Annotated in this window: 23 protein-coding genes; 20 read left to right on the forward strand and 3 right to left on the reverse strand. The window is 72.5% G+C overall.

Annotated elements, in window-relative coordinates; translation table 11 throughout:
* Window positions 1-3 precede the first annotated feature (3 nt).
* The 6 genes from ACGFT1_RS22875 (at window position 4) to ACGFT1_RS22900 (ending at window position 3,356) form a co-directional block, all read left to right on the forward strand.
* Window positions 4-168: a hypothetical protein gene (locus ACGFT1_RS22875; RefSeq protein WP_373910800.1), complete on the forward strand. Its 165-nt coding sequence runs from the start codon at window positions 4-6 to the stop codon at window positions 166-168.
* Complete coding sequence (gene hisH / locus ACGFT1_RS22880) at window positions 159-803, forward strand: imidazole glycerol phosphate synthase subunit HisH (RefSeq protein ID WP_373910801.1); 645 nt, start codon at window positions 159-161, stop codon at window positions 801-803. The genes ACGFT1_RS22875 and hisH overlap by 10 nt, the downstream gene beginning before the upstream one ends.
* 3 nt (window positions 804-806) lie before the next feature.
* Window positions 807-1,532, forward strand: coding sequence for a bifunctional 1-(5-phosphoribosyl)-5-((5-phosphoribosylamino)methylideneamino)imidazole-4-carboxamide isomerase/phosphoribosylanthranilate isomerase PriA (gene priA / locus ACGFT1_RS22885; protein ID WP_373910802.1), 726 nt, complete (start codon window positions 807-809; stop codon window positions 1,530-1,532).
* Window positions 1,529-1,939, forward strand: coding sequence for a RidA family protein (locus ACGFT1_RS22890; protein ID WP_373910803.1), 411 nt, complete (start codon window positions 1,529-1,531; stop codon window positions 1,937-1,939). Before priA ends, ACGFT1_RS22890 begins: the two co-directional genes overlap by 4 nt.
* A complete protein-coding gene (gene hisF, locus ACGFT1_RS22895; RefSeq protein ID WP_361984659.1) occupies window positions 1,936-2,691 on the forward strand; it encodes an imidazole glycerol phosphate synthase subunit HisF in 756 nt (251 codons plus the stop codon). The genes ACGFT1_RS22890 and hisF overlap by 4 nt, the downstream gene beginning before the upstream one ends.
* A gap of 77 nt (window positions 2,692-2,768) precedes the next feature.
* On the forward strand, window positions 2,769-3,356 hold the full coding sequence (locus ACGFT1_RS22900) for an ArsR/SmtB family transcription factor (protein WP_373910804.1): 588 nt from the start codon (window positions 2,769-2,771) through the stop codon (window positions 3,354-3,356).
* Between the two features lie 18 nt (window positions 3,357-3,374).
* Here the strand turns inward: ACGFT1_RS22900 and ACGFT1_RS22905 are convergent, their stop codons facing one another.
* Together ACGFT1_RS22905 and ACGFT1_RS22910 are read right to left on the reverse strand one after the other, a co-directional pair.
* Window positions 3,375-3,773 carry a VOC family protein gene (locus ACGFT1_RS22905; RefSeq protein WP_373910805.1) on the reverse strand — a complete coding sequence of 133 codons (399 nt, stop codon included), beginning with the start codon at window positions 3,771-3,773 and terminating at the stop codon, window positions 3,375-3,377.
* Between the two features lie 13 nt (window positions 3,774-3,786).
* Window positions 3,787-4,422: a TIGR03085 family metal-binding protein gene (locus tag ACGFT1_RS22910; RefSeq protein ID WP_373910806.1), complete on the reverse strand. Its 636-nt coding sequence runs from the start codon at window positions 4,420-4,422 to the stop codon at window positions 3,787-3,789.
* A 138-nt stretch (window positions 4,423-4,560) separates the two neighbouring features.
* Here ACGFT1_RS22910 and hisI point away from each other — a divergent pair, with 138 nt between their 5' ends.
* From hisI to lgt, 11 genes are all read left to right on the forward strand, one after another.
* Entirely contained in the window at window positions 4,561-4,962 is a 402-nt protein-coding gene (gene hisI, locus ACGFT1_RS22915; RefSeq protein ID WP_356820814.1) for a phosphoribosyl-AMP cyclohydrolase, read from the forward strand.
* Window positions 4,963-4,973: 11 nt separating this feature from the next.
* A complete protein-coding gene (locus ACGFT1_RS22920; RefSeq protein WP_373910807.1) occupies window positions 4,974-6,452 on the forward strand; it encodes an anthranilate synthase component I in 1,479 nt (492 codons plus the stop codon).
* Between the two features lie 52 nt (window positions 6,453-6,504).
* Window positions 6,505-7,143, forward strand: coding sequence for a TIGR02234 family membrane protein (locus ACGFT1_RS22925; protein ID WP_373910808.1), 639 nt, complete (start codon window positions 6,505-6,507; stop codon window positions 7,141-7,143).
* A 197-nt stretch (window positions 7,144-7,340) separates the two neighbouring features.
* Entirely contained in the window at window positions 7,341-7,598 is a 258-nt protein-coding gene (locus tag ACGFT1_RS22930; protein ID WP_373910809.1) for an HGxxPAAW family protein, read from the forward strand.
* A 903-nt stretch (window positions 7,599-8,501) separates the two neighbouring features.
* A complete protein-coding gene (locus ACGFT1_RS22935) occupies window positions 8,502-8,966 on the forward strand; it encodes a DUF2752 domain-containing protein (RefSeq protein ID WP_373910810.1) in 465 nt (154 codons plus the stop codon).
* A gap of 135 nt (window positions 8,967-9,101) precedes the next feature.
* Window positions 9,102-9,911, forward strand: a complete 810-nt coding sequence (gene trpC / locus ACGFT1_RS22940) for an indole-3-glycerol phosphate synthase TrpC (protein WP_373910811.1) — start codon at window positions 9,102-9,104, stop codon at window positions 9,909-9,911.
* 22 nt (window positions 9,912-9,933) lie between these two features.
* Entirely contained in the window at window positions 9,934-10,140 is a 207-nt protein-coding gene (gene trpM / locus ACGFT1_RS22945) for a tryptophan biosynthesis modulator TrpM (protein ID WP_373910812.1), read from the forward strand.
* 70 nt (window positions 10,141-10,210) lie between these two features.
* Complete coding sequence (trpB, locus tag ACGFT1_RS22950; protein WP_373910813.1) at window positions 10,211-11,494, forward strand: tryptophan synthase subunit beta; 1,284 nt, start codon at window positions 10,211-10,213, stop codon at window positions 11,492-11,494.
* Window positions 11,491-12,309 (forward strand): tryptophan synthase subunit alpha, encoded by an 819-nt coding sequence (gene trpA, locus ACGFT1_RS22955; RefSeq protein WP_373910814.1) that lies wholly within the window; start codon window positions 11,491-11,493, stop codon window positions 12,307-12,309. The genes trpB and trpA overlap by 4 nt, the downstream gene beginning before the upstream one ends.
* A 96-nt stretch (window positions 12,310-12,405) precedes the next feature.
* On the forward strand, window positions 12,406-13,179 hold the full coding sequence (locus tag ACGFT1_RS22960) for a DsbA family protein (RefSeq protein WP_373910815.1): 774 nt from the start codon (window positions 12,406-12,408) through the stop codon (window positions 13,177-13,179).
* A gap of 84 nt (window positions 13,180-13,263) precedes the next feature.
* The gene (gene lgt, locus ACGFT1_RS22965) at window positions 13,264-14,244 is read left to right on the forward strand and encodes a prolipoprotein diacylglyceryl transferase (protein ID WP_373910816.1); all 981 of its coding nucleotides are present in this window, start codon (window positions 13,264-13,266) and stop codon (window positions 14,242-14,244) included.
* Window positions 14,245-14,325: 81 nt separating this feature from the next.
* On the opposite strand, the gene rbsK is transcribed toward lgt, so the two are convergent.
* On the reverse strand, window positions 14,326-15,219 hold the full coding sequence (gene rbsK, locus ACGFT1_RS22970; RefSeq protein ID WP_373910817.1) for a ribokinase: 894 nt from the start codon (window positions 15,217-15,219) through the stop codon (window positions 14,326-14,328).
* Window positions 15,220-15,450: 231 nt separating this feature from the next.
* Here rbsK and ACGFT1_RS22975 point away from each other — a divergent pair, with 231 nt between their 5' ends.
* From ACGFT1_RS22975 to ACGFT1_RS22985, 3 genes are all read left to right on the forward strand, one after another.
* Window positions 15,451-16,182, forward strand: coding sequence for a VIT1/CCC1 transporter family protein (locus tag ACGFT1_RS22975; RefSeq protein WP_373910818.1), 732 nt, complete (start codon window positions 15,451-15,453; stop codon window positions 16,180-16,182).
* Between the two features lie 546 nt (window positions 16,183-16,728).
* The gene (gene gltB, locus ACGFT1_RS22980; protein WP_373911050.1) at window positions 16,729-21,243 is read left to right on the forward strand and encodes a glutamate synthase large subunit; all 4,515 of its coding nucleotides are present in this window, start codon (window positions 16,729-16,731) and stop codon (window positions 21,241-21,243) included.
* On the forward strand, window positions 21,236-22,699 hold the full coding sequence (locus tag ACGFT1_RS22985) for a glutamate synthase subunit beta (RefSeq protein WP_373910819.1): 1,464 nt from the start codon (window positions 21,236-21,238) through the stop codon (window positions 22,697-22,699). Before gltB ends, ACGFT1_RS22985 begins: the two co-directional genes overlap by 8 nt.
* Window positions 22,700-22,723 lie beyond the last annotated feature (24 nt).

Genomic DNA, 22,723 nt, shown 5'->3' on the forward strand with positions numbered 1-22,723 from the left:
CCCATGACCGGTCTGTCGACCCTCCTGATCGTCGTCGGCCTCTTCCTGGCCGGCGGGATCATCTCCTTCGTCAAGCAGAAGATGCCCATGAGCCTCATCGTGCTGCTCTCCATCGGGGCGGCCCTGTGCCTCGTCGCGGGCGTCGTGCGGCTGGAGGTGTGGAATTGAGCCCCAAGAAGGTCGTCGTCTTCGACTACGGCTTCGGCAACGTCCGGTCCGCCGAGCGCGCCCTCGCGCGCGTGGGAGCCGACGTCGAGATCACGCGTGACTTCGACCGGGCGATGAACGCCGACGGGCTGCTGGTGCCGGGCGTCGGCGCGTTCGCGGCCTGCATGGAAGGCCTGCGCGCCGCCCGCGGCGACTGGATCGTGGACCGCCGGCTGTCCGGCGGACGCCCCGTCATGGGCATCTGCGTCGGCATGCAGATCCTCTTCGCGCGCGGCATCGAGAACGGGGTCCGGGCCGAGGGCCTGGACGAGTGGCCCGGCACCGTCGAGCCCCTCCAGGCCGACGTGGTGCCCCACATGGGCTGGAACACCGTCGACGCGCCCGCCGGCTCCGAGCTGTTCGCGGGCCTGGACGCCGGTGCCCGCTTCTACTTCGTGCACTCCTACGCCGTCCACGAGTGGACCCTGGAGAGCCACAACCCGGTGATCGAGGCACCCAGGGTCACCTGGTCGACACACGGCAAGCCGTTCGTGGCCGCCGTGGAGAACGGCGCCCTGCGGGCGACCCAGTTCCACCCCGAGAAGTCCGGCGACGCCGGTGCCCAGCTCCTCACCAACTGGATCGGAACCCTGTAGACCATGGCCAAGCTCGAACTCCTCCCCGCCGTCGACGTGCGCGACGGCCAGGCCGTACGCCTCGTCCACGGCGAGTCCGGGACCGAGACGTCCTACGGCTCCCCGCTGGAGGCCGCCCTCGCCTGGCAGCGCTCCGGCGCCGAGTGGCTGCACCTGGTCGACCTGGACGCCGCGTTCGGCACCGGCGACAACCGCGCCCTGGTCGCCGAGGTCACCGGCGCGATGGACGTCAAGGTGGAGCTGTCCGGCGGCATCCGCGACGACGACACCCTCGCCGCCGCCCTCGCCACCGGCTGCACCCGGGTGAACCTCGGCACGGCCGCCCTGGAGACCCCCGAATGGGTCGCCCGGGTCATCGCCGAGCACGGCGACCGGATCGCCGTCGGCCTGGACGTGCGGGGCACGACCCTGCGGGGCCGCGGCTGGACCCGCGACGGCGGCGACCTGTTCGAGACGCTGGAGCGCCTCGACAAGGAGGGCTGCTCCCGTTACGTCGTCACCGACATCGCCAAGGACGGCACCCTCCAGGGCCCCAACCTGGAGCTGCTGAAGGACGTGTGCGCCGCCACCGACCGCCCGGTCGTCGCCTCCGGCGGCGTGTCGTCCCTGGACGACCTGCGTGCCATCGCGGGGCTGGTGCCCCTCGGCGTCGAGGGCGCCATCGTCGGCAAGGCGCTGTACGCGAAGGCGTTCACCCTGGAAGAGGCGCTGGAGGCGGTGGCCCGGTGAGTGACGTACGGCGTGTGACGACGGGCGCGCCCTGGGAGGAGCAGTTCGGCTACGCACGCGCGGTGGCCCTGCCCAACGGCCTGGTTCTGGTCTCGGGCTGCACCTCCATCGTGGACGGCCAGATCGCCGGGGGCGGCCCGTACGAGCAGGCGGTCAACGCCTTCAACGTGGCGCTGACCGCACTGGAGAAGGTAGGGCTCGGCCGGGAAGACGTGGTGCGCACCCGCATGTACCTCACGCACGCCCGGGACGTGGACGAGGTCGGCCGTGCCCACAAGGAGCTGTTCGACAGCGTCCGGCCCGCCGCGTCCATGCTCATCGTCTCGGGCTTCGTCGACCCCAGTCTGGTCGTCGAGGTCGAGGTGGAGGCGTTCCGCTCCGGCGGAGAACCCGGAGTGCCCGCATGACCCTGGCCGTACGAGTCATCCCCTGCCTGGACGTGGACAACGGCCGGGTCGTCAAGGGCGTCAACTTCCAGAACCTGCGCGACGCGGGCGACCCCGTCGAGATGGCCAAGGTGTACGACACCGAGGGCGCCGACGAGCTGACCTTCCTGGACATCACCGCCTCCTCCGGCAACCGGGAGACGACCTACGACGTGGTGCGCCGCACCGCCGAGCAGGTGTTCATCCCGCTGACGGTCGGCGGCGGGGTCCGCACGGCGGAGGACGTGGACAAGCTGCTGCGGGCGGGCGCCGACAAGGTGGGCGTCAACACCGCGGCGATCGCGCGTCCGGAACTGATCCGCGAGATCGCCGAACGGTTCGGGCGCCAGGTGCTGGTCCTCTCGGTGGACGCGCGGCGCACCCCCGGGGGCACCTTCGAGGTGACCACCCACGGCGGCCGGCGCGGCACGGGCATCGACGCCGTGGAGTGGGCGCACCGGGCGGCCGAGCTGGGCGCGGGGGAGATCCTGCTCAACTCCATGGACGCGGACGGCACGAAGGACGGCTACGACCTGGAGATGATCGCGGCGGTCCGCAAGCACGTGACCGTCCCGGTGATCGCGTCCGGCGGCGCCGGCGCCCTGGCCGACTTCCCGCCGGCCGTCGAGGCGGGCGCGGACGCGGTGCTGGCGGCGTCGGTGTTCCACTTCGGCGACCTGCGGATCGGCGAGGTGAAGCAGACCCTCCGGGAGGCGGGGCACCCGGTGCGGTGACATCCCTGCGGTGAACGCGGAAGAGAAGTTGCGCAACATCAATGGTGCAACTTCTCTTTCGTATTCAGGGTGAGGGCATGCCGAGCGAAGAGAACCGCCGCATCACGGACGTGGGCACGCCGAAGGCCCTCGCGCACCCCCTGCGGGCGAACCTGTACCGGCTGCTGTGCGTCGAGCGGGTCGCCACGGCCTCCCAGCTCGCCGAGCAGGTGGACGAGGCCGTCTCCCTGGTCAGCTACCACCTGCGCAAGCTCGCCGGCCACGGGCTGATCGAGGAGGCCGAGCCGCAGACCGGCGACGGCCGGGAACGCTGGTGGCGGCCCGCCTCGGACGGGGTGAGCATCCGGGACGAGGACTTCCGGGACGAGCCCGGCAGGGCCGCGGCGCAGCTGGCGGCCACGCGCCTCTTCCACGACCAGCGCGCCGACCACTACCGCCGGTACCTGGACGAGCGGCCCACCTGGACCCCCGAGTGGAACACCGCGTCCGTCGACGACGAGTCCTGGCTGCGGCTGACCCCGGCGGAGCTCGCCGCGCTGAAGCAGGAGCTGGAGGCGCTGCTACGCCGGTACGACGGGCAGGCCCGCGCCGCCGAGGCCGCGGGCGACACCGAGGGGCGCGAACACGTCGCGCTGTACGCGTACGGCTTCCCGTTCCGCGTCTGATCCCGTCCCGCCGACGCCTCACTCCTTCGGCTGAACCAGCTGCACCAGATTGCCGACGGTGTCGTCGAACACCGCCGCCAGCACCGGCCCCTGGTCCCGCGGCGGATGCGTGAACCGGACCCCGAGCCCGCGCAGCCGCTCGTACTCGGCCCGGAGGTCGTCCACGGAGAAGACGATGCACGGCAGACCCATCTCGTGCAGCGCCCTGCGGTACGGCTCCGCGACCGGCCCCTCGCCGGGCTCCAGCAGCAGCTGGAGGTCCGGCTGGGCCCCCTGGGGCGCTCCGACGGTGACGAACGGCGTGCCGCCGCCGAGGTCCATGTGGAGCCGGGTCTCGAAGCCGAGGACCTCCGTGTAGAAGGCGTGAGCCCGCGCCACGTCGTCCACGTAGACGCCGGTCATCGCCACCTTGATCACGGGGGCGCCCCTCTCAGATGCCCAGCTGCCGGGACTCGTGCAGCGTGGTGATCGCGTCGGCGTCACCCTCCAGGTCCACCCGGGCCGCGCTCTGCCGGCCGAAGGCGAACATCAGCAGCTCCGACGGCTCACCGGTCACCGTCACCACCGGAGTGCCCCGGTGCGCCACCACCGTCTGCCCGTCCGGGCGCCGCAGCACCAGCCCCGTCGGCACGCCGCGCCCCATCAGCCGCGCGGCCCGCTCCAGACGGGACCACAGCGCGTCCTGGAAGACCGCGTCCAGCTCCCGGGGACTCCAGCCCGGCTGGGCACGGCGGACGTCCTCGGTGTGGACGTAGAACTCGATGATGTTGGCGGCCTCGTCGACCTGTTTGAGCTGGAAGGGGGAGAAGCGGGGCGGACCGGTCCGGATCAGCCGGATCAGCTCCTCGTACGGCTTGGCGGCGTACTCGGCCATCACCTTCTCGAGACGCGGGGCGAGCTGCTTGACCAGCGCGCCCCCCGCCGCGTCGGGGCGGCGCTCGCGCACGACCACGTGCGCGGCAAGGTCCCGGGTCCGCCAGCCCTCGCAGAGTGTCTCCGCGGCCGGACCGACGGTTTCCAAGAGGTCGGCGAGCAGAAGCCGTTCACGCTTGGCGAAGGTCGACATACGGCCAGCCTACGGCCCAGCCGGCGGTCCTCCCAGCCGCCACCCGCCACCACCCTCCCCGGAGGACGCCGGCCGGCGCCGTGACCATTCCCCGGACGCCCGGCCGCCCGCCCGGCCCCGCGCGGCACAATGGCACCCATGACCAGTACGACCGGTACGCCCCGGCCCAGCAGCCTCGACCCGGAGATCGCCGCGCGGCTCAAGCGCAGCACCGACGGGCTCGTCCCCGCCATCGCCCAGCAGTACGACACCGGTGAGGTGCTCATGCTCGGCTGGATGGACGACGAGGCACTGCACCGGACGCTGACCACCGGCCGCTGCACCTACTGGTCCCGCAGCCGCGGGGAGTACTGGGTCAAGGGCGACACCTCGGGCCACTTCCAGTGGGTGAGGTCGGTCGCGCTGGACTGCGACGCCGACACGCTGCTGGTCAAGGTGGACCAGGTGGGCGCCGCCTGCCACACCGGCGCGCGCACCTGCTTCGACGCGGACGTCCTCCTCGAAGCCGCCGATTCCGGCCCGACCGCCTCCGCTCAGTAAGGTCAGCGGCCATGGACCTCGAGACCTTCCGCAAGCTGGCCACCGACCGGCGTGTCATCCCGGTCACGCGCAAGCTCCTCGCCGACGGCGACACCCCGGTCGCGCTCTATCGCAAGCTCGCCGCCGAGCGCCCCGGCACCTTCCTGCTGGAGTCGGCGGAGAACGGCCGATCCTGGTCCCGCTACTCCTTCGTCGGGGTCCGCAGCGCCGCCACGCTCACCGCACGCGACGGCCGGGCCCACTGGCTCGGCACCCCGCCGGTCGGCGTCCCCGTCGACGGCGACCCCCTCGCGGCCCTGCGGGCCACCCTGGAGACCCTGCACACCCCGCACCAGGAGGGCATGCCGCCCTTCACCGGCGGCATGGTCGGCTACCTGGGCTACGACATCGTCCGCCGCCTGGAGAAGATCGGGCCCGGCGAACGCGACGACCTGCGGCTGCCCGAGCTGACCATGCTGCTGACCAGCGACCTCGCCGTGATGGACCACTGGGAGGGCTCGGTCCTGCTGATCGCCAACGCGATCAACCACAACGACCTCGACACCGGCGTGGACGAGGCGTACGCGGACGCCGTGGCCCGTCTCGACGCCATGGAGGCCGACCTCACGCGCGCGGTCGCCCAGCCCCCCGCGGTCCTGCCCCCCTCCGAGCTGCCCGACCACACCGCCCTGTGGGGCGGCCCCGACTTCCGGCGGGCCGTCGAGGACATCAAGGAGCGCATCCGCGCGGGCGAGGCCTTCCAGGTCGTGCCCTCCCAGCGCTTCGAGACGCCGTGCACGGCGAGCGCCCTGGACGTCTACCGGGTCCTGCGGGCCACCAACCCCTCGCCGTACATGTACCTCTTCCGCCTCGACGGGTTCGACGTGGTCGGCTCGTCGCCGGAGGCCCTGGTGAAGGTGGAGGACGGACGTGCGATGGTGCACCCCATCGCCGGCACCCGGCACCGCGGGGCCACCCCGCAGGAGGACCAGGCCCTCGCCGAGGAGCTGCTCGCCGACCCCAAGGAGCGCGCCGAGCACCTGATGCTCGTCGACCTCGGCCGCAACGACCTCGGCCGGGTCTGCGAGCCCGGCTCGGTCGAGGTGGTCGACTTCATGTCCGTCGAGCGCTACTCGCACGTGATGCACATCGTCTCGACCGTCACCGGCAAGGTGGCCCCGGGACGCACCGCCTTCGACGTGCTCACCGCCTGCTTCCCGGCGGGCACCCTCTCCGGCGCCCCCAAGCCGCGGGCGATGCAGATCATCGACGAGGTGGAGCCGTCCCGGCGCGGACTGTACGGCGGCTGCGTCGGCTACCTCGACTTCGCCGGCGACTCCGACACCGCGATCGCCATCCGTACGGCCCTGCTCCGCGACGGCACCGCCTACGTCCAGGCCGGCGCCGGGATCGTCGCCGACTCCGACCCGGCCGCCGAGGACCTGGAGTGCCGCAACAAGGCCGCGGCGGTGCTGCGGGCGGTCCACACGGCGAACCGGCTGAGCCGGTAGAACGCCCGTCACAGGAGCCCCGGGTGACGGTTCGCCCGGGGTTCAGGCGATAGTGGAGTACGTGACTGCCGTTCCTCACCCCCGTTCCGAAGCCGCCGCACCCGCCCGGGCCGGCCGGCGCAGCCTCGCCGTGGCCCTCCTGTGCGGTGCGCTCGGCGCGGCCGTGACGCTGCTCGCGACCCGGCAGCGCTGGGCGGAGGGCACCGCGACGGTGGCCGGGGGCGCGTTCCCGCTGACCGCCAGGGGCAGCGACGTCACGGGCGTCCCCGCGGCCCTCGCCATAGTGGGCCTCGCCGCGCTCGTCGCCGTCTTCGCCGTCCGCCGGGCCGGCCGCCTCGCCGTCTCCGGGCTGCTCGCGCTGTCCGGTGCCGGGATCGCCGTCGCCGCCCTCGTGGCCGCCTCCGACAGCTCCGCCCTGGACGAGAAGGCCGCCAGGGCCAGCGGCGACACCTCCGCCACGGTCGGGGCGCTCACCCACACCGCCTGGCCCTACGTCGCCGTCGCCGGCGGCCTGCTGATCCTGCTCGCCGGGCTGCTCGCCCTGCGCTACGGCCGGCTGTGGCCCGCGATGTCCGGCCGCTACGAGCGCGGCACGCCCCGCCCCCGTCGCACGGCCCGGCCCGCCGACCCGGAGCGGCCGGAGGAGATCTGGAAGGCCCTGGACCGGGGTGAGGACCCGACCGGCGCCTGAACCGGAGCCGCGGGGGCGGGCGGACGCGGCCCGGTGTGGTGAAACAGACGCCACCCCCGCGTCCGGCGGCCACACGCGTACGGGACAATGGGCGGTGAGCGTCCGGCTCGGACAGTGACGGGCGGGCTCGGAACCGTACGGACACGACGTACGACGCGTACCACGACGCACACGTACACAGCAACGAGGAGCAAGTCATGGCGGGCAGCAGCCACGGTCACACCCCGGCCGCCTGGACCGGTGTCATCATCGCCTTCATCGGTTTCTGCGTCTCGGGCGCCTTCATGGTGATGGCCCGGCCGGTCGGCTTCTGGGCCGGCATGGTGATCGTGGTGCTCGGTGGCGTCGTCGGCGCCATCATGCGGGCCATGGGTCTCGGCCAGCCGAAGGAGTCGCGCCCCGCCCCGCACACCGCCCCGGCCGCGACCCGCGAGCCGGCCGGCGCCGAGAGCTGACGAGCGCGCGCGACGCTTCCCCGAGGGGCGGCCCGGCACCCGAACAGGGACCCGGGCCGCCCTTCGCCGTCCCCGGCCCCTCCGAGGCCGTCCGGTAGATCCGGCCCCACGGGGCCCGGCCCCGACCCGAGCCTCCCGGGTCCGGCGCTCACCCGTCCCGTGGGAGGGTACGGCCCTCACTGGGGCCTCTCGGGGTCCCGCGCTGCCCGCCCCCTCACGGTTCGGCTTCGCGTGCCCGGGCTTTCCGGGGCCGGCGCCCACCCGCCCTCCGGGGGCCGGTCCGTGTGCGGCCCCTTTGCGGTCGGGCCCCGCGCGCCTCTTCGGGGTTCGGTCCGCGCACCGTCCCTCGGCGGCCGGCTCAGCACGCCGGACCTCCGGGAACCCGTCCGCACGCCGGCCGTCGGGAGGCGGCCCCTGCCGGACGCGCCCGCTGACGGGTCCACCCGCCTGCCCGCGCTGACCTGACCCGGGCGCCTCCACGTATGCCTATCGGGCCACGTCACCCCGCCGGAGTCCGGGCCTCCAGGGACCGGTCCGTATCCGCGCCCACCGGGGTGCGGTCCGCCCGCCGACTCCTCGAGACCGGTCCGCACCGGCCCTCCGGGGGAGCCGTCCCCTCCGGACGCGCCCGCTGACGGGTCGCTCGCGGACCGGTCCCGGACCCCTCCGGGTACGTCCGCCGGTCCGGCGAGGCCAACGGCGCCCCGCCCCGCCTTGTCGGGCGGGCACGCCGGCGCCTGCCGCCACCCCCGCCGGACGGGCACGCGCGCGTGCTGACAGGTCCGCCGCGCGCGAGCTGGCCGGACCGGGCCCGCTCCCGCCCGCACCGTGTGCCGGATGTGCGGCCCCCGGACGGACGCGCTCCGCGCGCGCGTGCCCCCGGCCGCGGGGGAGACTGCCCGGGTGAACGCCGACAGCCGACCGGCCCCGCCGTGGGCGCCGCGGAGCCTTCCGCGCGCCGCCCCGCCCGTGCCACCGCGGCGGCGGCTCGCCGTCGCGGTGGGGCTGCACGCCGCCGTCGGCGGGGCCTTGGCCTACGTGGCCGCCGTCGACCCGAACGAGCCCGGCCACTACCCCGCCTGCCCGCTGTACCGGTTCACCGGTCTGTACTGCCCCGGCTGCGGCGGGCTGCGCGGTGTGCACGCCCTCGTCCACGGCGAGCTGCTCACCGCCCTGCGCGACAACGCGCTGGGGGTGGCCGCCTGCCTGGGTCTCGCCGTGCTGTGGGCCGTCTGGGTGGTCCGCGCGGCGCGCGGCCGGCCGCTCCGGATCGACCCCGGACCGGTACGGCTGTGGGCGCTCGGCGCGTTGCTGCTGGTGTTCACCGTCGTCCGGAACATGCCGTTCGGTGGCTGGCTACACCCTTGATCGAACGGGGAACGTCCAGGTAGTGGGACCGCCCACAACTGGATGCGAAGCCTCGGCCCTCCTGCGGATACCATCGCAGTGACCACGGGTCTACAGAACTCGAAGGAACCACCGTCCTGGAAGGGGGCCGCTCGCGTGAGTGTGCTCGACGAGATCATCGACGGAGTCCGTGCCGACCTCGCGGAGCGGCAGGCACGCGTCAGCCTCGACGAGCTCAAGGAGCGTGCGGCGAAGGCCCCGGCCGCCAAGGACGGGGTGGCCGCGCTCAAGGGCGACGGCGTCAAGGTGATCTGCGAGGTCAAGCGCTCCAGCCCGTCCAAGGGCGCGCTGGCCGCGATCGCCGACCCGGCCGCACTCGCGGCGGACTACGAGGCCGGCGGCGCCGCCGTGATCTCCGTGCTCACCGAACAGCGCCGCTTCGGCGGTTCCCTCGCCGACCTGGAGACCGTCCGCGCGCGCGTGGACATCCCGGTGCTGCGCAAGGACTTCATCGTCACGTCGTACCAGCTGTGGGAGGCCCGCGCGTACGGCGCCGACCTCGCGCTGCTGATCGTGGCCGCGCTGGACCAGCCGGCCCTGGAGTCGCTCATCGAGCGGGCGGTGTCCATCGGCCTGACGCCCATCGTCGAGGTGCACGACGAGGACGAGGTCGAGCGGGCGGTGGACGCGGGCGCCCGGGTCATCGGCGTCAACGCGCGCGACCTGAAGACGCTGGAGATCGACCGCGGCACCTTCGAGCGGATCGCCCCGGAGATCCCGGACAGCGTGGTCAAGGTGGCCGAGTCCGGCGTGCGCGGGCCGCACGACCTGATCGCCTACGCCAACGCCGGCGCCGACGCGGTCCTGGTCGGTGAGTCCCTGGTGACCGGCCGCGACCCGAAGGCGGCGGTGGCCGACCTGGTGGCGGCGGGCGAGCATCCGGCACTGCGGCACGGGCGCGGCTGACCTCCCGCTAGGCTTGGTCTCGATGACTCCCACCGTGACGACCGTGGACCGGTACGCCCGCCTGGCGCGCGGCTGCCGCCCGCGGGGCTGTCGTGCCCCGGCCCGGCGCGTCCACGGCCGCCGCGTGCGGTACGTCATCGGCGACGAACCCGGGCAGGTGAACGGGCGTCGATGGCACCGCGCCCCTCAGGGGCGCGGGGAACTGCGCGACACGCCACAGACCAGCTGAGGCCGACCGACGAGCCCCGCACCCCACGGCGATCAGTGTCTTCTCATCACACTCACCGTGAGGTATCCGCATGCCCAGCCAGTTCTTCATCCCTGACCCCGAGGGGCAGGTCCCCAGCGCGCAAGGCTACTTCGGCGCGTTCGGCGGTACGTTCATCCCGGAGGCCCTCGTCGCCGCCGTGGACGAGGTCGCCGTCGAGTACGACAAGGCGAAGGCGGACCCCGAGTTCGCCCGCGAACTCGACGACCTGCTCGCGCACTACACCGGCCGCCCCAGCGCCCTCACCGAGGTCCCCCGGTTCGCCGGGCACGCCGGCGGAGCCCGGGTGTTCCTCAAACGCGAGGACCTCAACCACACCGGCTCCCACAAGATCAACAACGTGCTCGGCCAGGCCCTGCTGACCCGGCGCATGGGCAAGACCCGGGTCATCGCCGAGACCGGCGCCGGCCAGCACGGTGTCGCGACCGCCACCGCCTGCGCCCTCTTCGGCCTCGACTGCACGATCTACATGGGCGAGATCGACACCGAGCGCCAAGCCCTCAATGTGGCCCGGATGCGCATGCTCGGCGCCGAGGTCGTCGCCGTGAAGTCCGGCAGCCGCACCCTCAAGGACGCCATCAACGAGGCGTTCCGGGACTGGGTGGCCAACGTCGACCACACCCACTACCTGTTCGGCACCGTCGCCGGCCCCCACCCCTTCCCGGCCATGGTGCGCGACTTCCACCGGGTGATCGGTGTGGAGGCCCGCCGCCAGCTGCTGGAGCGTGCCGGGCGCCTCCCGGACGCGGCCGTCGCCTGCGTCGGTGGCGGCTCGAACGCGATCGGCCTCTTCCACGCCTTCATCCCCGACGCGGGCGTCCGCCTGATCGGCTGCGAGCCCGCGGGCCACGGCATCGAGAGCGGCGAGCACGCGGCCACGCTCACCGCCGGCGAGCCCGGCATCCTGCACGGCTCCCGCTCCTACGTCCTCCAGGACGAGGAGGGACAGATCACCGAGCCGTACTCGATCTCGGCCGGCCTGGACTACCCGGGCGTCGGCCCCGAGCACGCCTATCTCAAGAACTCCGGCCGCGGCGAGTACCGCGCGGTCACCGACGACGCCGCCATGCAGGCCCTGCGCCTGCTGTCGCGGACCGAGGGCATCATCCCGGCCATCGAGAGCGCCCACGCCCTCGCCGGCGCCCTGGAGGTCGGCAGGGAGCTGGGTCCCGACGGCCTGATCGTCGTCAACCTCTCCGGCCGCGGCGACAAGGACATGGACACCGCCGCCCGCTACTTCGGGCTGTACGACACCGACGCCGAGGTGGCCGCCGACGAGGCCGACACCGCCGAGATCGAGGGGGACGCCAAGTGAGCGGCACCATCCAGCTGCTGTCGGACACCCTCGCCGCCGCGAAGGCCGAGGGCCGCGCCGCGCTCATCGCCTACCTCCCGGCCGGCTTCCCGACCGTGGACGGCGGCATCGAGGCGGTCAAGGCCGTCCTCGACGGCGGTGCCGACATCGTCGAGGTCGGCCTGCCGCACAGCGATCCGGTCCTGGACGGCCCGGTCATCCAGACCGCCGACGACATCGCCCTGCGCGGCGGGGTGAGGATCGCGGACGTCATGCGCACGGTCGGGGAGGCCCACGCGGCCACCGGCAAGCCCGTGCTGGTCATGACGTACTGGAACCCGATCGACCGGTACGGCGTCGAGCGCTTCACCGCCGAGCTGGCCGAGGCGGGCGGCGCGGGGTGCATCCTGCCCGACCTGCCCGTGCAGGAGTCCGCGCTGTGGCGCGAGCACGCCGAGAAGCACGGCCTGGCCACGGTCTTCGTCGTGGCGCCGAGCAGCAGGGACGAGCGGCTCGCCCGGATCACCGCGGCGGGCAGCGGTTTCGTCTACGCCGCCTCCCTCATGGGGGTCACCGGCACCCGCGCGTCCGTCGGCGCGCAGGCCCACGAGCTGGTCGAGCGCACCCGCGCCACCGGCACCGGCCTGCCCGTCTGCGTGGGGCTCGGAGTCTCCGACGCGGCCCAGGCCGCCGAGGTCGCCGGCTTCGCCGACGGGGTCATCGTCGGCTCCGCGTTCGTGAAGCGGATGCTGGACGCCCCGGACCACGCCGCCGGTCTCGCGGCGGTCCGCGAGCTGGCCGGCGACCTGGCGAAGGGCGTCCGCGGACAGGCGTAACCGCATGTGAGGTCCTTTGCGAGGGCTGCGGTCACTCGAAGGGGTGGACCTCGGGCCGGGGAGGCGCGCTGCGCCTCCCCGGTTCGTTCTGGGGGTGTGAGCGAGAAGAACCGTGACGGAAAGCGCACCGCCCGGGAGCGGCTGGCGGTCGAGCGCGAGAAGCAGAAGGCCGGGGACAAGCGGCGGCGCACGCTGATCGTGGGCGCGAGCGTGGTCTGCGTCCTCGGCCTCGCGGCGGTGATCGGGGTGATCGCCGCCCATGCCGGCAAGGACAAGGGCAGCAGCGCGGGCCCGGTCGTGGCGCCCTCGGGCGCGCAGGGCAAGGACAGCCTCGCGATCCCGGTCGGCAAGGACGGCGCCAGGCCGAGACTCACCGTCTGGGAGGACTTCCGCTGCCCGGCCTGCCGGTCCTTCGAGACGGTGTACCGGCCGACCCTCCACCAGCTGACCGACGCCGGCAGAGTGAGAATCGACTACCACCTCGTCCGGCTCATCGACGGCAACCTCGGCGGCGCCGGCTCCCTGCGGGCCGCCAACGCCGCGGCCTGCGCCCAGGACGCCGGAAAGTTTCGCGAGTACCACGACGTGCTGTACGACAACCAGCCCGAGGAGAGCACCGACACCTTCGCGGACAACGGCACGCTGATCAAGCTGGCCGGCAAGGTGCGGGGCCTGGACACCCCCGCCTTCCGCGCCTGCGTCAAGAACGGCACCCACTCCACCTGGGTGAACAAGTCCCACCAGGCCATGGGCGCCGCCGGCTACACCGGCACGCCGACCGTCCTGCTCGGCGGCAGGAACATCATCGAGGACCGGACGATGACCCCGGCCAGGCTCAAGCAGCTCGTGGAAACGGCCGGCCAGGGGTGAGCGCGTCCCGCACGTCCCCGTTATGGACCCGTAGCCGGGCTGCCTGCCGTCGCCCCGGTCCGGCACGGTAGCGTCGGACCTGCCATGGAACTTGCCTACATTCCCAGCCCGTCGCACGGGGTGCTGTACCTCGGCCCCATCCCGCTGCGCGGCTACGCCTTCTGCATCATCATCGGCGTCTTCGTCGCCGTCTGGCTCGGCAACAAGCGCTGGATCGCCCGGGGCGGGCAGTCCGGCACGGTCGCCGACATCGCCGTCTGGGCCGTCCCGTTCGGCCTGGTCGGCGGCCGGCTCTACCACGTGATCACGGACTACGAGCTGTACTTCAGCAAGGGCCGTGACTGGGTGGACGCCTTCAAGGTGTGGGAGGGCGGCCTGGGCATCTGGGGCGCGATCGCCCTCGGCGCGCTCGGCGCGTGGATCGGCGCACGCCGCCGGGGCGTCCCGATGCCGGCGTACGCCGACGCCGTCGCACCCGGCATCGCGATCGCGCAGGCCATCGGCCGCTGGGGCAACTGGTTCAACCAGGAGCTGTACGGCCGCGAGACGCATGTTCCCTGGGCGCTGCGCATCACCTCCGCCGAGGGCGGCCGGGTGCCGGGCTACTACCACCCGACCTTCCTCTACGAGTCCCTGTGGTGCGTCGGCGTCGCCTTCCTCGTCATCTGGGCCGACCGCCGCTTCAAGCTGGGCCACGGCCGGGCGTTCGCGCTGTACGTCGCCGCGTACTGCGTGGGCCGCGGCTGGATCGAGTACATGCGGGTGGACGACGCCCACCACATCCTGGGCCTGCGCCTCAACGACTGGACGGCGATGGTCGTCTTCCTGCTCGCGGTGGTGTACATCGTCGTGTCGTCGAAGAAGCGCCCGGGCCGGGAGGCCGTCGTGGAGCCGGGTGCCCCCGGCACGCCGGCCGGTGCCGGCACAGCGTCCGAGGGCGGCGAGGAAGCCGGCGGCGGCACGGAGTCCGAGGGCGGTACGGAGGCCGTTGCCGGGGTCGGGGAGAAGGCCGTGGGCTCCGGGCAGACGCGCAAGGACGAGGCGGAGTCGGCCGAGAAGAGCTGACCGCCGGTCGTACGGCAACGAGGGCGTCCGGGACTCTCCGGGCGCCCTCGGCGCGTGCGCGGGCGGCCGGTGCCGCCGTCCTCACGTGCTGTACCGCGCCTGGATCTCCGGCCGGTACGGCATCGACGCCGACGCCCCCGCCCGCTGCACGGAGATCGCCGCCGCGGCAGCCGCCCAGGACAGGGCCTCGCGCACCGGTCTCTCCTCGGCGAGGGCCACGGCGAGCGCGCCGGCGAAGGTGTCGCCCGCGCCGGTGGAGTCGACGGCGCTCACCCGGGGCGCGGGCACCACCAGCGGCTCGGCGCCCCGGGCCCGGTACAGGCAGCCCGTCGCCCCCAGGGTGACGACGACCTGGGGCACCAGGTCCAGCAGGGCGGCCGCCGCCTCGCGCGGGTCGGTGCATCCGGTGAGGGTGATCGCCTCGTACTCGTTCGGCACCAGCAGATCGGTGGCGGCGAGGAGTTCGGGCGGCAGCGGACGGACGGGGGACGGGGTGAGCACCGTACGGACCCCGTGCCGGTGCGCCGCCTGCGCGCCCGCGACGACCGCCGCCGGCGGGATCTCCAGTTGCAGCAGCAGGGCGTCGGCGGAGGCGATCACCCCCTCGTCACCGGGGGAGAGGTGGTCGACGGTGCCGTTGGCGCCGGGGATGACGACGATGGAGTTGCCGCCCTCGTCGTCCACCACGATGTGCGCGGTGCCGGAGGGGCCCTCGACCGTGCGCAGGGAGTCGGTGTCCACCCCGGAGTGTTCGAGGGTGTCGCGCAGCCGCAGTCCGAAGGCGTCGTTGCCGACCGCGCCGATCATCGAGACGGTGGCGCCGGCGCGGGCGGCGGCGATCGCCTGGTTGGCGCCCTTGCCGCCGGGGATCGTACGGAACTCGCGCCCGGTCACGGTCTCCCCGCGCTGCGGGGCCTTGGCGACGTAGGTGACGAGGTCCATGTTCGTGCTGCCGAGGACCGCGATGTGGGTCATGGGCGGATCACCTCCGGGTGCGCTCATCGAGATATTCCAGAGTTTCAGGCGTCATGCCCGAAATCATCCTCCGGAGCGGGCCGGGCGGCGCGGGTGGACACGAGGGAAAACCGCAGGTTAGCCGAGCCTTTCCTTGGTGGCGAGGGCGGAATGGGCGAGGTAGATTCAGAGTTGTCGAAGAATAGATCTCGTCCAAACTGAGCTTTGCCTCAGCTACCCTGGGGGACCCGCATGGCCATCATCGAAACCGAGGCCGCGCTCCACGAGGCGCACCGTGACAACCACACCCACCGCGACGTCAACGGCGGCTGGCTGCGCCCCGCCGTCTTCGGCGCGATGGACGGCCTGGTCTCCAATCTCGCCCTGATGACGGGCGTGGCCGGCGGGTCCGTGGGCCAGCACACCATCGTCATCACCGGGCTCGCGGGGCTCGCCGCCGGCGCCTTCTCCATGGCGGCCGGCGAGTACACCTCGGTCGCCTCCCAGCGTGAACTCGTCGAGGCGGAACTCGACGTCGAACGCCGTGAGCTGCGCAGGCACCCGCAGGACGAGGAGGACGAGCTGGCGGCGCTGTACGTGGCCCGCGGGGTCGAGCCCGAGCTGGCCCGCCAGGTCGCCCGGCAGCTCTCGCAGGACCCCGAGCAGGCCCTGGAGATCCACGCCCGCGAGGAGCTGGGCATAGATCCCGGCGATCTGCCCTCGCCGCTGGTCGCGGCCGTCTCCTCCTTCGGTTCGTTCGCGCTCGGCGCCCTGCTCCCGCTGCTGCCCTATCTGCTCGGCGCGACCGTGCTCTGGCCCGCCGTGCTGCTCGCCCTCGCCGGGCTCTTCGGGTGCGGCGCCGTCGTGGCCAGGGTGACCGCGCGCAGCTGGTGGTTCAGCGGTCTGCGGCAGCTGGCGCTCGGCGGTGCGGCGGCCGGTGTGACGTACGCCCTGGGCACTCTGTTCGGAACGGCCGTAGGATAGCGCGACCGCTACCTATGCGATGGGCCGCATAAGTAGCCGTTACTCGCTGGTTTCGCGCGCATGACCACCGGGCATGAGCCGTAAGCGCTGTGGGCAATGACGCCTGCCGCACCCCTGCGGGGTGGGCGATGACGCTCCCCCCGGCCCCTCCGGCCCGACGGACGCGGATCCGACCGATCCTGTCCGAACGGCCCCCTGCACCTTTCGCCGCCACAGCGCGGCACCCGCCGCCACCGTGCGGCACCCCCGCCGTCACCACACGGCAGTCGCCGCCATCCACGGCACGCGCCGCGTTCGCGCGGCACCTCTGCCGCGACCGCGGCGTCCGCATGTTGGAACGAAGTATCCGGTTCCCGAGAATCGCTCCATCATGTAACCTGCACGAAATTTTGATCTGACGCAGAGGGCCAACGTCGTCCCTCGGCACCTGCCACATGCCATATGACGACGACGGGAGAGCCGATGCGTACGCCGCGCCAGCCGTCCCAGCATTCCGAGAACGGCCAGAACTGGTCGTTCATGGATGCTCGCCCTGCTGCGCAGGGTATGTACGACCCCCGCAACGAACACGACGCCTGTGGTGTCGGTTTCGTCGCCACTCTTACCGGCGAGGCGTCCCACACGCTGGTCGAGCAGGCGCTCACCGTCCTGCGCAACCTGGAGCACCGCGGTGCCACCGGCTCCGAGCCCGACTCGGGCGACGGGGCGGGCATCCTCTCCCAGGTTCCCGACGCCTTCCTCCGCGAGGTGGCCGGTTTCGAGCTTCCCGCGGCCGGCTCCTACGCGGTAGGCATCGCCTTCCTGCCGGAGGACGGGGCCGAGGCCGCCGTCTCGCGGATCGAGACGATCGCCGCCGAGGAAGGCCTGACCGTCCTCGGCTGGCGCGAGGTTCCGGTCGCCCCGGAGCTGCTCGGCGCCACCGCCCGCTCCACCATGCCGGCCTTCCGCCAGATCTTCGTGACCGACCATGCCGGCGAGGGCATCGCGCTGGACCGCAGGGCGTTCGTGCTGCGCAAGCGCGCCGAGCGCGAGGCCGGGGTGTACTTCCCGTCCCTGTCCGCCCGGACGATCGTCTACAAGGGCATGCTGACCACCGGCCAGCTGGAGCCCTTCTTCCCGGACCTGTCCGACCGCCGCTTCGCCTCCGCGATCGCGCTCGTGCACTCCAGGTTCTCCACGAACACCTTCCCGTCGTGGCCGCTGGCGCACCCGTACCGCTTCGTCGCCCACAACGGTGAGATCAACACCGTCAAGGGCAACCGCAACTGGATGCAGGCCCGCGAGTCGCAGCTCGTCTCCGGCCTGTTCGGCTCGGACGAGAAGGCCATCGAGCGGATCTTCCCGGTGTGTACGCCGGACGCCTCCGACTCCGCCTCCTTCGACGAGGTCCTGGAGCTCCTGCACCTGGGCGGCCGCTCGCTGCCGCACTCCGTGCTGATGATGATCCCGGAGGCATGGGAGAACCACGCCTCCATGGACCCGGCCCGCCGTGCCTTCTACCAGTTCCACTCCACGATGATGGAGCCCTGGGACGGCCCGGCCTGCGTCACCTTCACCGACGGCACCCAGGTCGGCGCCGTCCTGGACCGCAACGGCCTGCGCCCCGGCCGCTACTGGGTCACCGACGACGGCCTCGTCGTCCTCGGCTCCGAGGTCGGCGTCCTCGACATCGACCCGGCCAAGGTCGTCCGCAAGGGCCGCCTCCAGCCCGGCCGCATGTTCCTCGTGGACACCGCCGAGCACCGCATCATCGAGGATGACGAGATCAAGGCGGCCCTCGCCACCGAGAAGCCGTACTCCGAGTGGCTGGAGGCCGGCGAGATCGAGCTGGGCGACCTGCCCGAGCGCGAGCACATCATCCACACCCACGCCTCGGTCACCCGCCGCCAGCAGACCTTCGGGTACACCGAGGAGGAGCTGCGCATCATCCTCGCGCCGATGGCCCGCACCGGCACCGAGCCGATCGGCTCCATGGGCACGGACTCGCCCATCGCGGCCCTGTCCGAGCGCCCGCGACTGCTCTTCGACTACTTCACCCAGCTCTTCGCCCAGGTCACCAACCCGCCGCTGGACGCGATCCGCGAGGAGCTGGTCACCTCCCTGCGCTCGTCGCTGGGCCCCGAGGGCAACCTGCTGGAGCCGACGGCCGCCTCGTGCCGCACGGTCACCCTGCCCTTCCCGGTGATCGACAACGACGAGCTGGCCAAGCTCATCCACATCAACGCCGACGGCGACATGCCGGGCTTCAAGGCCGCGACCCTCTCCGGCCTGTACCGGGTCTCCGGCGGGGGCGAGACGCTCGCCGCGCGCATAGAGGAGATCTGCGCCGAGGCCGACGCGGCCATCGGCAACGGCGCCCGCCTCATCGTCCTGTCGGACCGGCACTCCGACGCCGAGCACGCGCCGATCCCGTCGCTGCTGCTCACCTCGGCCGTCCACCACCACCTCATCCGCACCAAGCAGCGCACCCAGGTGGGTCTGCTGGTCGAGGCCGGTGACGTCCGCGAGGTCCACCACATCGCCCTGCTCATCGGCTACGGCGCCGCCGCCGTGAACCCGTACCTGGCGATGGAGTCCGTCGAGGACCTGCTGCGCGCCGGCACCTTCCTCAACGGCCTCGAGCCCGAGCAGGCCATCAAGAACCTGATCTACGCCCTGGGCAAGGGCGTCCTGAAGGTCATGTCCAAGATGGGCATCTCCACCGTCGCCTCCTACCGCGGCGCCCAGGTCTTCGAGGCCGTCGGCCTGGACGAGACCTTCGTGCGGACGTACTTCAACGGCACCGCCACCAAGATCGGCGGCGTCGGCATCGACGTCATCGCCCGGGAGGTCGCCGCCCGCCACGCCAAGGCCTACCCGGCCTCCGGCATCGCTCCCGCGCACCGCGCGCTGGACATCGGCGGCGAGTACCAGTGGCGCCGCGAGGGCGAGCCGCACCTGTTCGACCCGGAGACGGTCTTCCGCCTCCAGCACTCCACGCGCACCGGAAGCTTCGACATCTTCAAGAAGTACACCGACCGCGTGAACGAGCAGTCCGAGCGCCTGATGACGCTGCGCGGCCTGTTCGGCTTCAAGTCGGACCGGGGCCCGATCCCCGTCGAGGAGGTCGAGCCGGTCTCCGAGATCGTCAAGCGGTTCTCGACGGGCGCGATGTCGTACGGCTCCATCTCCAAGGAGGCGCACGAGACCCTCGCCATCGCCATGAACCAGCTGGGCGGCAAGTCCAACACCGGTGAGGGCGGCGAGGACGCCGAGCGCCTGTACGACCCGGCCCGCCGGTCCGCCATCAAGCAGGTCGCCTCCGGCCGGTTCGGCGTCACCAGCGAGTACCTGGTCAACGCGGACGACATCCAGATCAAGATGGCCCAGGGCGCCAAGCCCGGTGAGGGCGGTCAGCTGCCCGGTCACAAGGTGTACCCGTGGGTCGCGAAGACACGTCACTCGACGCCGGGCGTCGGCCTGATCTCCCCGCCGCCGCACCACGACATCTACTCCATCGAGGACCTCGCCCAGCTGATCCACGACCTGAAGAACGCGAACCCGCAGGCGCGGATCCACGTGAAGCTGGTCTCCGAGGTCGGCGTCGGCACGGTCGCGGCGGGTGTGTCCAAGGCGCACGCGGACGTGGTCCTGATCTCCGGTCACGACGGCGGTACCGGCGCGTCCCCGCTGACGTCGCTGAAGCACGCGGGCGGCCCCTGGGAGCTCGGCCTCGCCGAGACCCAGCAGACCCTGCTGCTCAACGGCCTGCGCGACCGGATCGTGGTCCAGACGGACGGCCAGCTGAAGACCGGCCGTGACGTGGTCATCGCCGCGCTGCTCGGCGCCGAGGAGTTCGGTTTCGCGACCGCGCCGCTCGTCGTCTCCGGCTGTGTGATGATGCGCGTCTGCCACCTGGACACCTGCCCGGTCGGCATCGCCACCCAGAACCCGGCGCTGCGCGAGCGCTTCGCCGGCAAGGCCGAACACGTGGTCAACTTCTTCCGGTTCATCGCCGAGGAGGTCCGCGAGCTGCTGGCCGAGCTGGGCTTCCGCTCCATCGAGGAGGCCGTCGGCCACGCCGAGGTGCTGGACGTCGAGCGCGCGGTCGACCACTGGAAGGCGCAGGGCCTGAACCTGGAGCCGCTGTTCCACGTGCCCGACCTGCCCGCAGGCGCCGTCCGCCACCGGCTGATCGCCCAGGACCACGGCCTGGAGAAGGCCCTGGACAACGAGCTGATCAAGCTCGCCGCCGACGCCCTCGCGGCCGGTGACGCCACCGAGGCGCAGCCGGTGCGCGCCCAGGTCGCCATCCGCAACATCAACCGCACGGTCGGCACCATGCTCGGCCACGAGGTGACGAAGAAGTTCGGCGGTGCGGGCCTGCCCGACAACACCATCGACATCACCTTCACCGGCTCCGCCGGCCAGTCCTTCGGCGCGTTCCTGCCGCGCGGCGTCACGCTGCGCCTGGAGGGCGACGCCAACGACTACGTCGGCAAGGGCCTGTCCGGCGGCCGGATCGTCGTCCGCCCGGACCGCGCTGCCGACCACCTCGCCGAGTACTCGACCATCGCGGGCAACACGATCGCCTACGGCGCCACCGGAGGCGAGCTGTTCCTGCGCGGCCGTACCGGTGAGCGGTTCTGCGTCCGCAACTCCGGCGCGACGGTCGTCTCCGAGGGCGTGGGCGACCACGGCTGCGAGTACATGACCGGCGGTCACGCGGTCGTCCTCGGTCCGACCGGCCGCAACTTCGCGGCGGGCATGTCCGGCGGCATCGCGTACGTCATCGACCTCGACCGCGACAACGTCAACGCCGGCAACGCCGGTGCCGTCGAGCCGCTGGACGACACGGACAAGCAGTGGCTGCACGACGTGGTGCGCCGCCACGCCGAGGAGACCGCCTCGACGGTCGCCGCGAAGCTGCTCGCCGACTGGGACACGGCCGTGGAGCGGTTCAGCAGGATCATCCCCAGCACGTACAAGGCAGTGCTCGCCGCCAAGGACGCCGCCGAGCGAGCCGGTCTCCCCGAGACCGAGATCACCGAGAAGATGATGGAGGCGGCGATCAATGGCTGACCCTAAGGGCTTCCTGAACCACGGCCGCGAGGTCGCCAAGACCCGTCCCGTCGGTGAGCGCGTCAAGGACTGGAACGAGGTCTACGTCCCCGGTTCCCTACTGCCGATCATCAGCAAGCAGGCCAGCCGGTGCATGGACTGCGGCATCCCGTTCTGCCACAACGGCTGTCCGCTGGGGAACCTGATCCCCGAGTGGAACGACTACGCCTACCGCGAGGACTGGGCCGCCGCCCAGGAGCGCCTGCACGCGACCAACAACTTCCCGGAGTTCACCGGCCGCCTCTGCCCGGCCCCCTGCGAGTCGGCGTGCGTGCTCGGCATCAACCAGCCGCCGGTCACCATCAAGAACGTCGAGGTCTCGATCATCGACAAGGCGTGGGAGACCGGGGACGTCGCCCCGCAGATCCCCGAGCGCCTGTCCGGCAAGACGGTCGCGGTCATCGGCTCCGGCCCGGCGGGCCTCGCCGCCGCCCAGCAGCTGACCCGGGCCGGCCACACGGTCGCCGTCTACGAGCGCGCGGACCGCGTCGGAGGCCTCCTGCGCTACGGCATCCCCGAGTTCAAGATGGAGAAGCGGCACATCAACCGCCGTATCGAGCAGATGCGCGCGGAGGGCACCCGCTTCCGCACCGGTGTCGAGATCGGCCGCGACATCACCGCCCGCGACCTGAAGAAGCGGTACGACGCGATCGTGATCGCCGCCGGTGCCACGACCGCGCGCGACCTGCCCGCGCCGGGCCGCGAGCTGAAGGGCATCTACCAGGCGATGGAGTACCTGCCCCTGGCCAACAAGGTCCAGGAGGGTGACTACGTCACCACCCCGATCTCGGCCGAGGGCAAGCACGTCGTCGTCATCGGCGGCGGCGACACCGGCGCCGACTGCGTGGGCACCGCCCACCGCCAGGGCGCGGCCTCCGTCACCCAGCTGGAGATCATGCCCCGCCCGAACGACGAGCGGCACCCGGCGGACCAGCCCTGGCCGACCTTCCCGCTCCTCTACAAGGTCACCTCGGCGCACGAGGAGGGCGGCGAGCGGATCTACTCCGCCTCCACCACCCACTTCGAGGGCGACGAGGACGGCAACGTGCAGTGGCTGCACCTCGCCGAGGTCGAGTTCGTCGACGGCCGGCTGACCCAGAAGCCGGGCACCCAGCGCAAGATCCCCGCCCAGCTGGTCACCCTCGCCATGGGCTTCACCGGCACCGACCGGGAGAACGGCCTGGTCGACCAGTTCGGCCTGGAGCTGGACGCACGCGGTAACATCGGCCGCGACGCCGAATTCCAGACCAACGTGCCGGGTGTGTTCGTCGCCGGTGACGCCGGCCGCGGCCAGTCCCTGATCGTGTGGGCGATCGCGGAGGGCCGCTCGGCCGCCCGCGGCGTCGACCGCTACCTGACCGGGGCCAGCGACCTGCCGGCCCCGATCCGCCCGACGGACCGCGCCCTGGCGGTCTGACGGCGGTCACCAAGACGTCCCGTA

The organism is Streptomyces sp. Y20 (assembly GCF_043195475.1).
Taxonomy (GTDB): Bacteria; Actinomycetota; Actinomycetes; order Streptomycetales; family Streptomycetaceae; genus Streptomyces.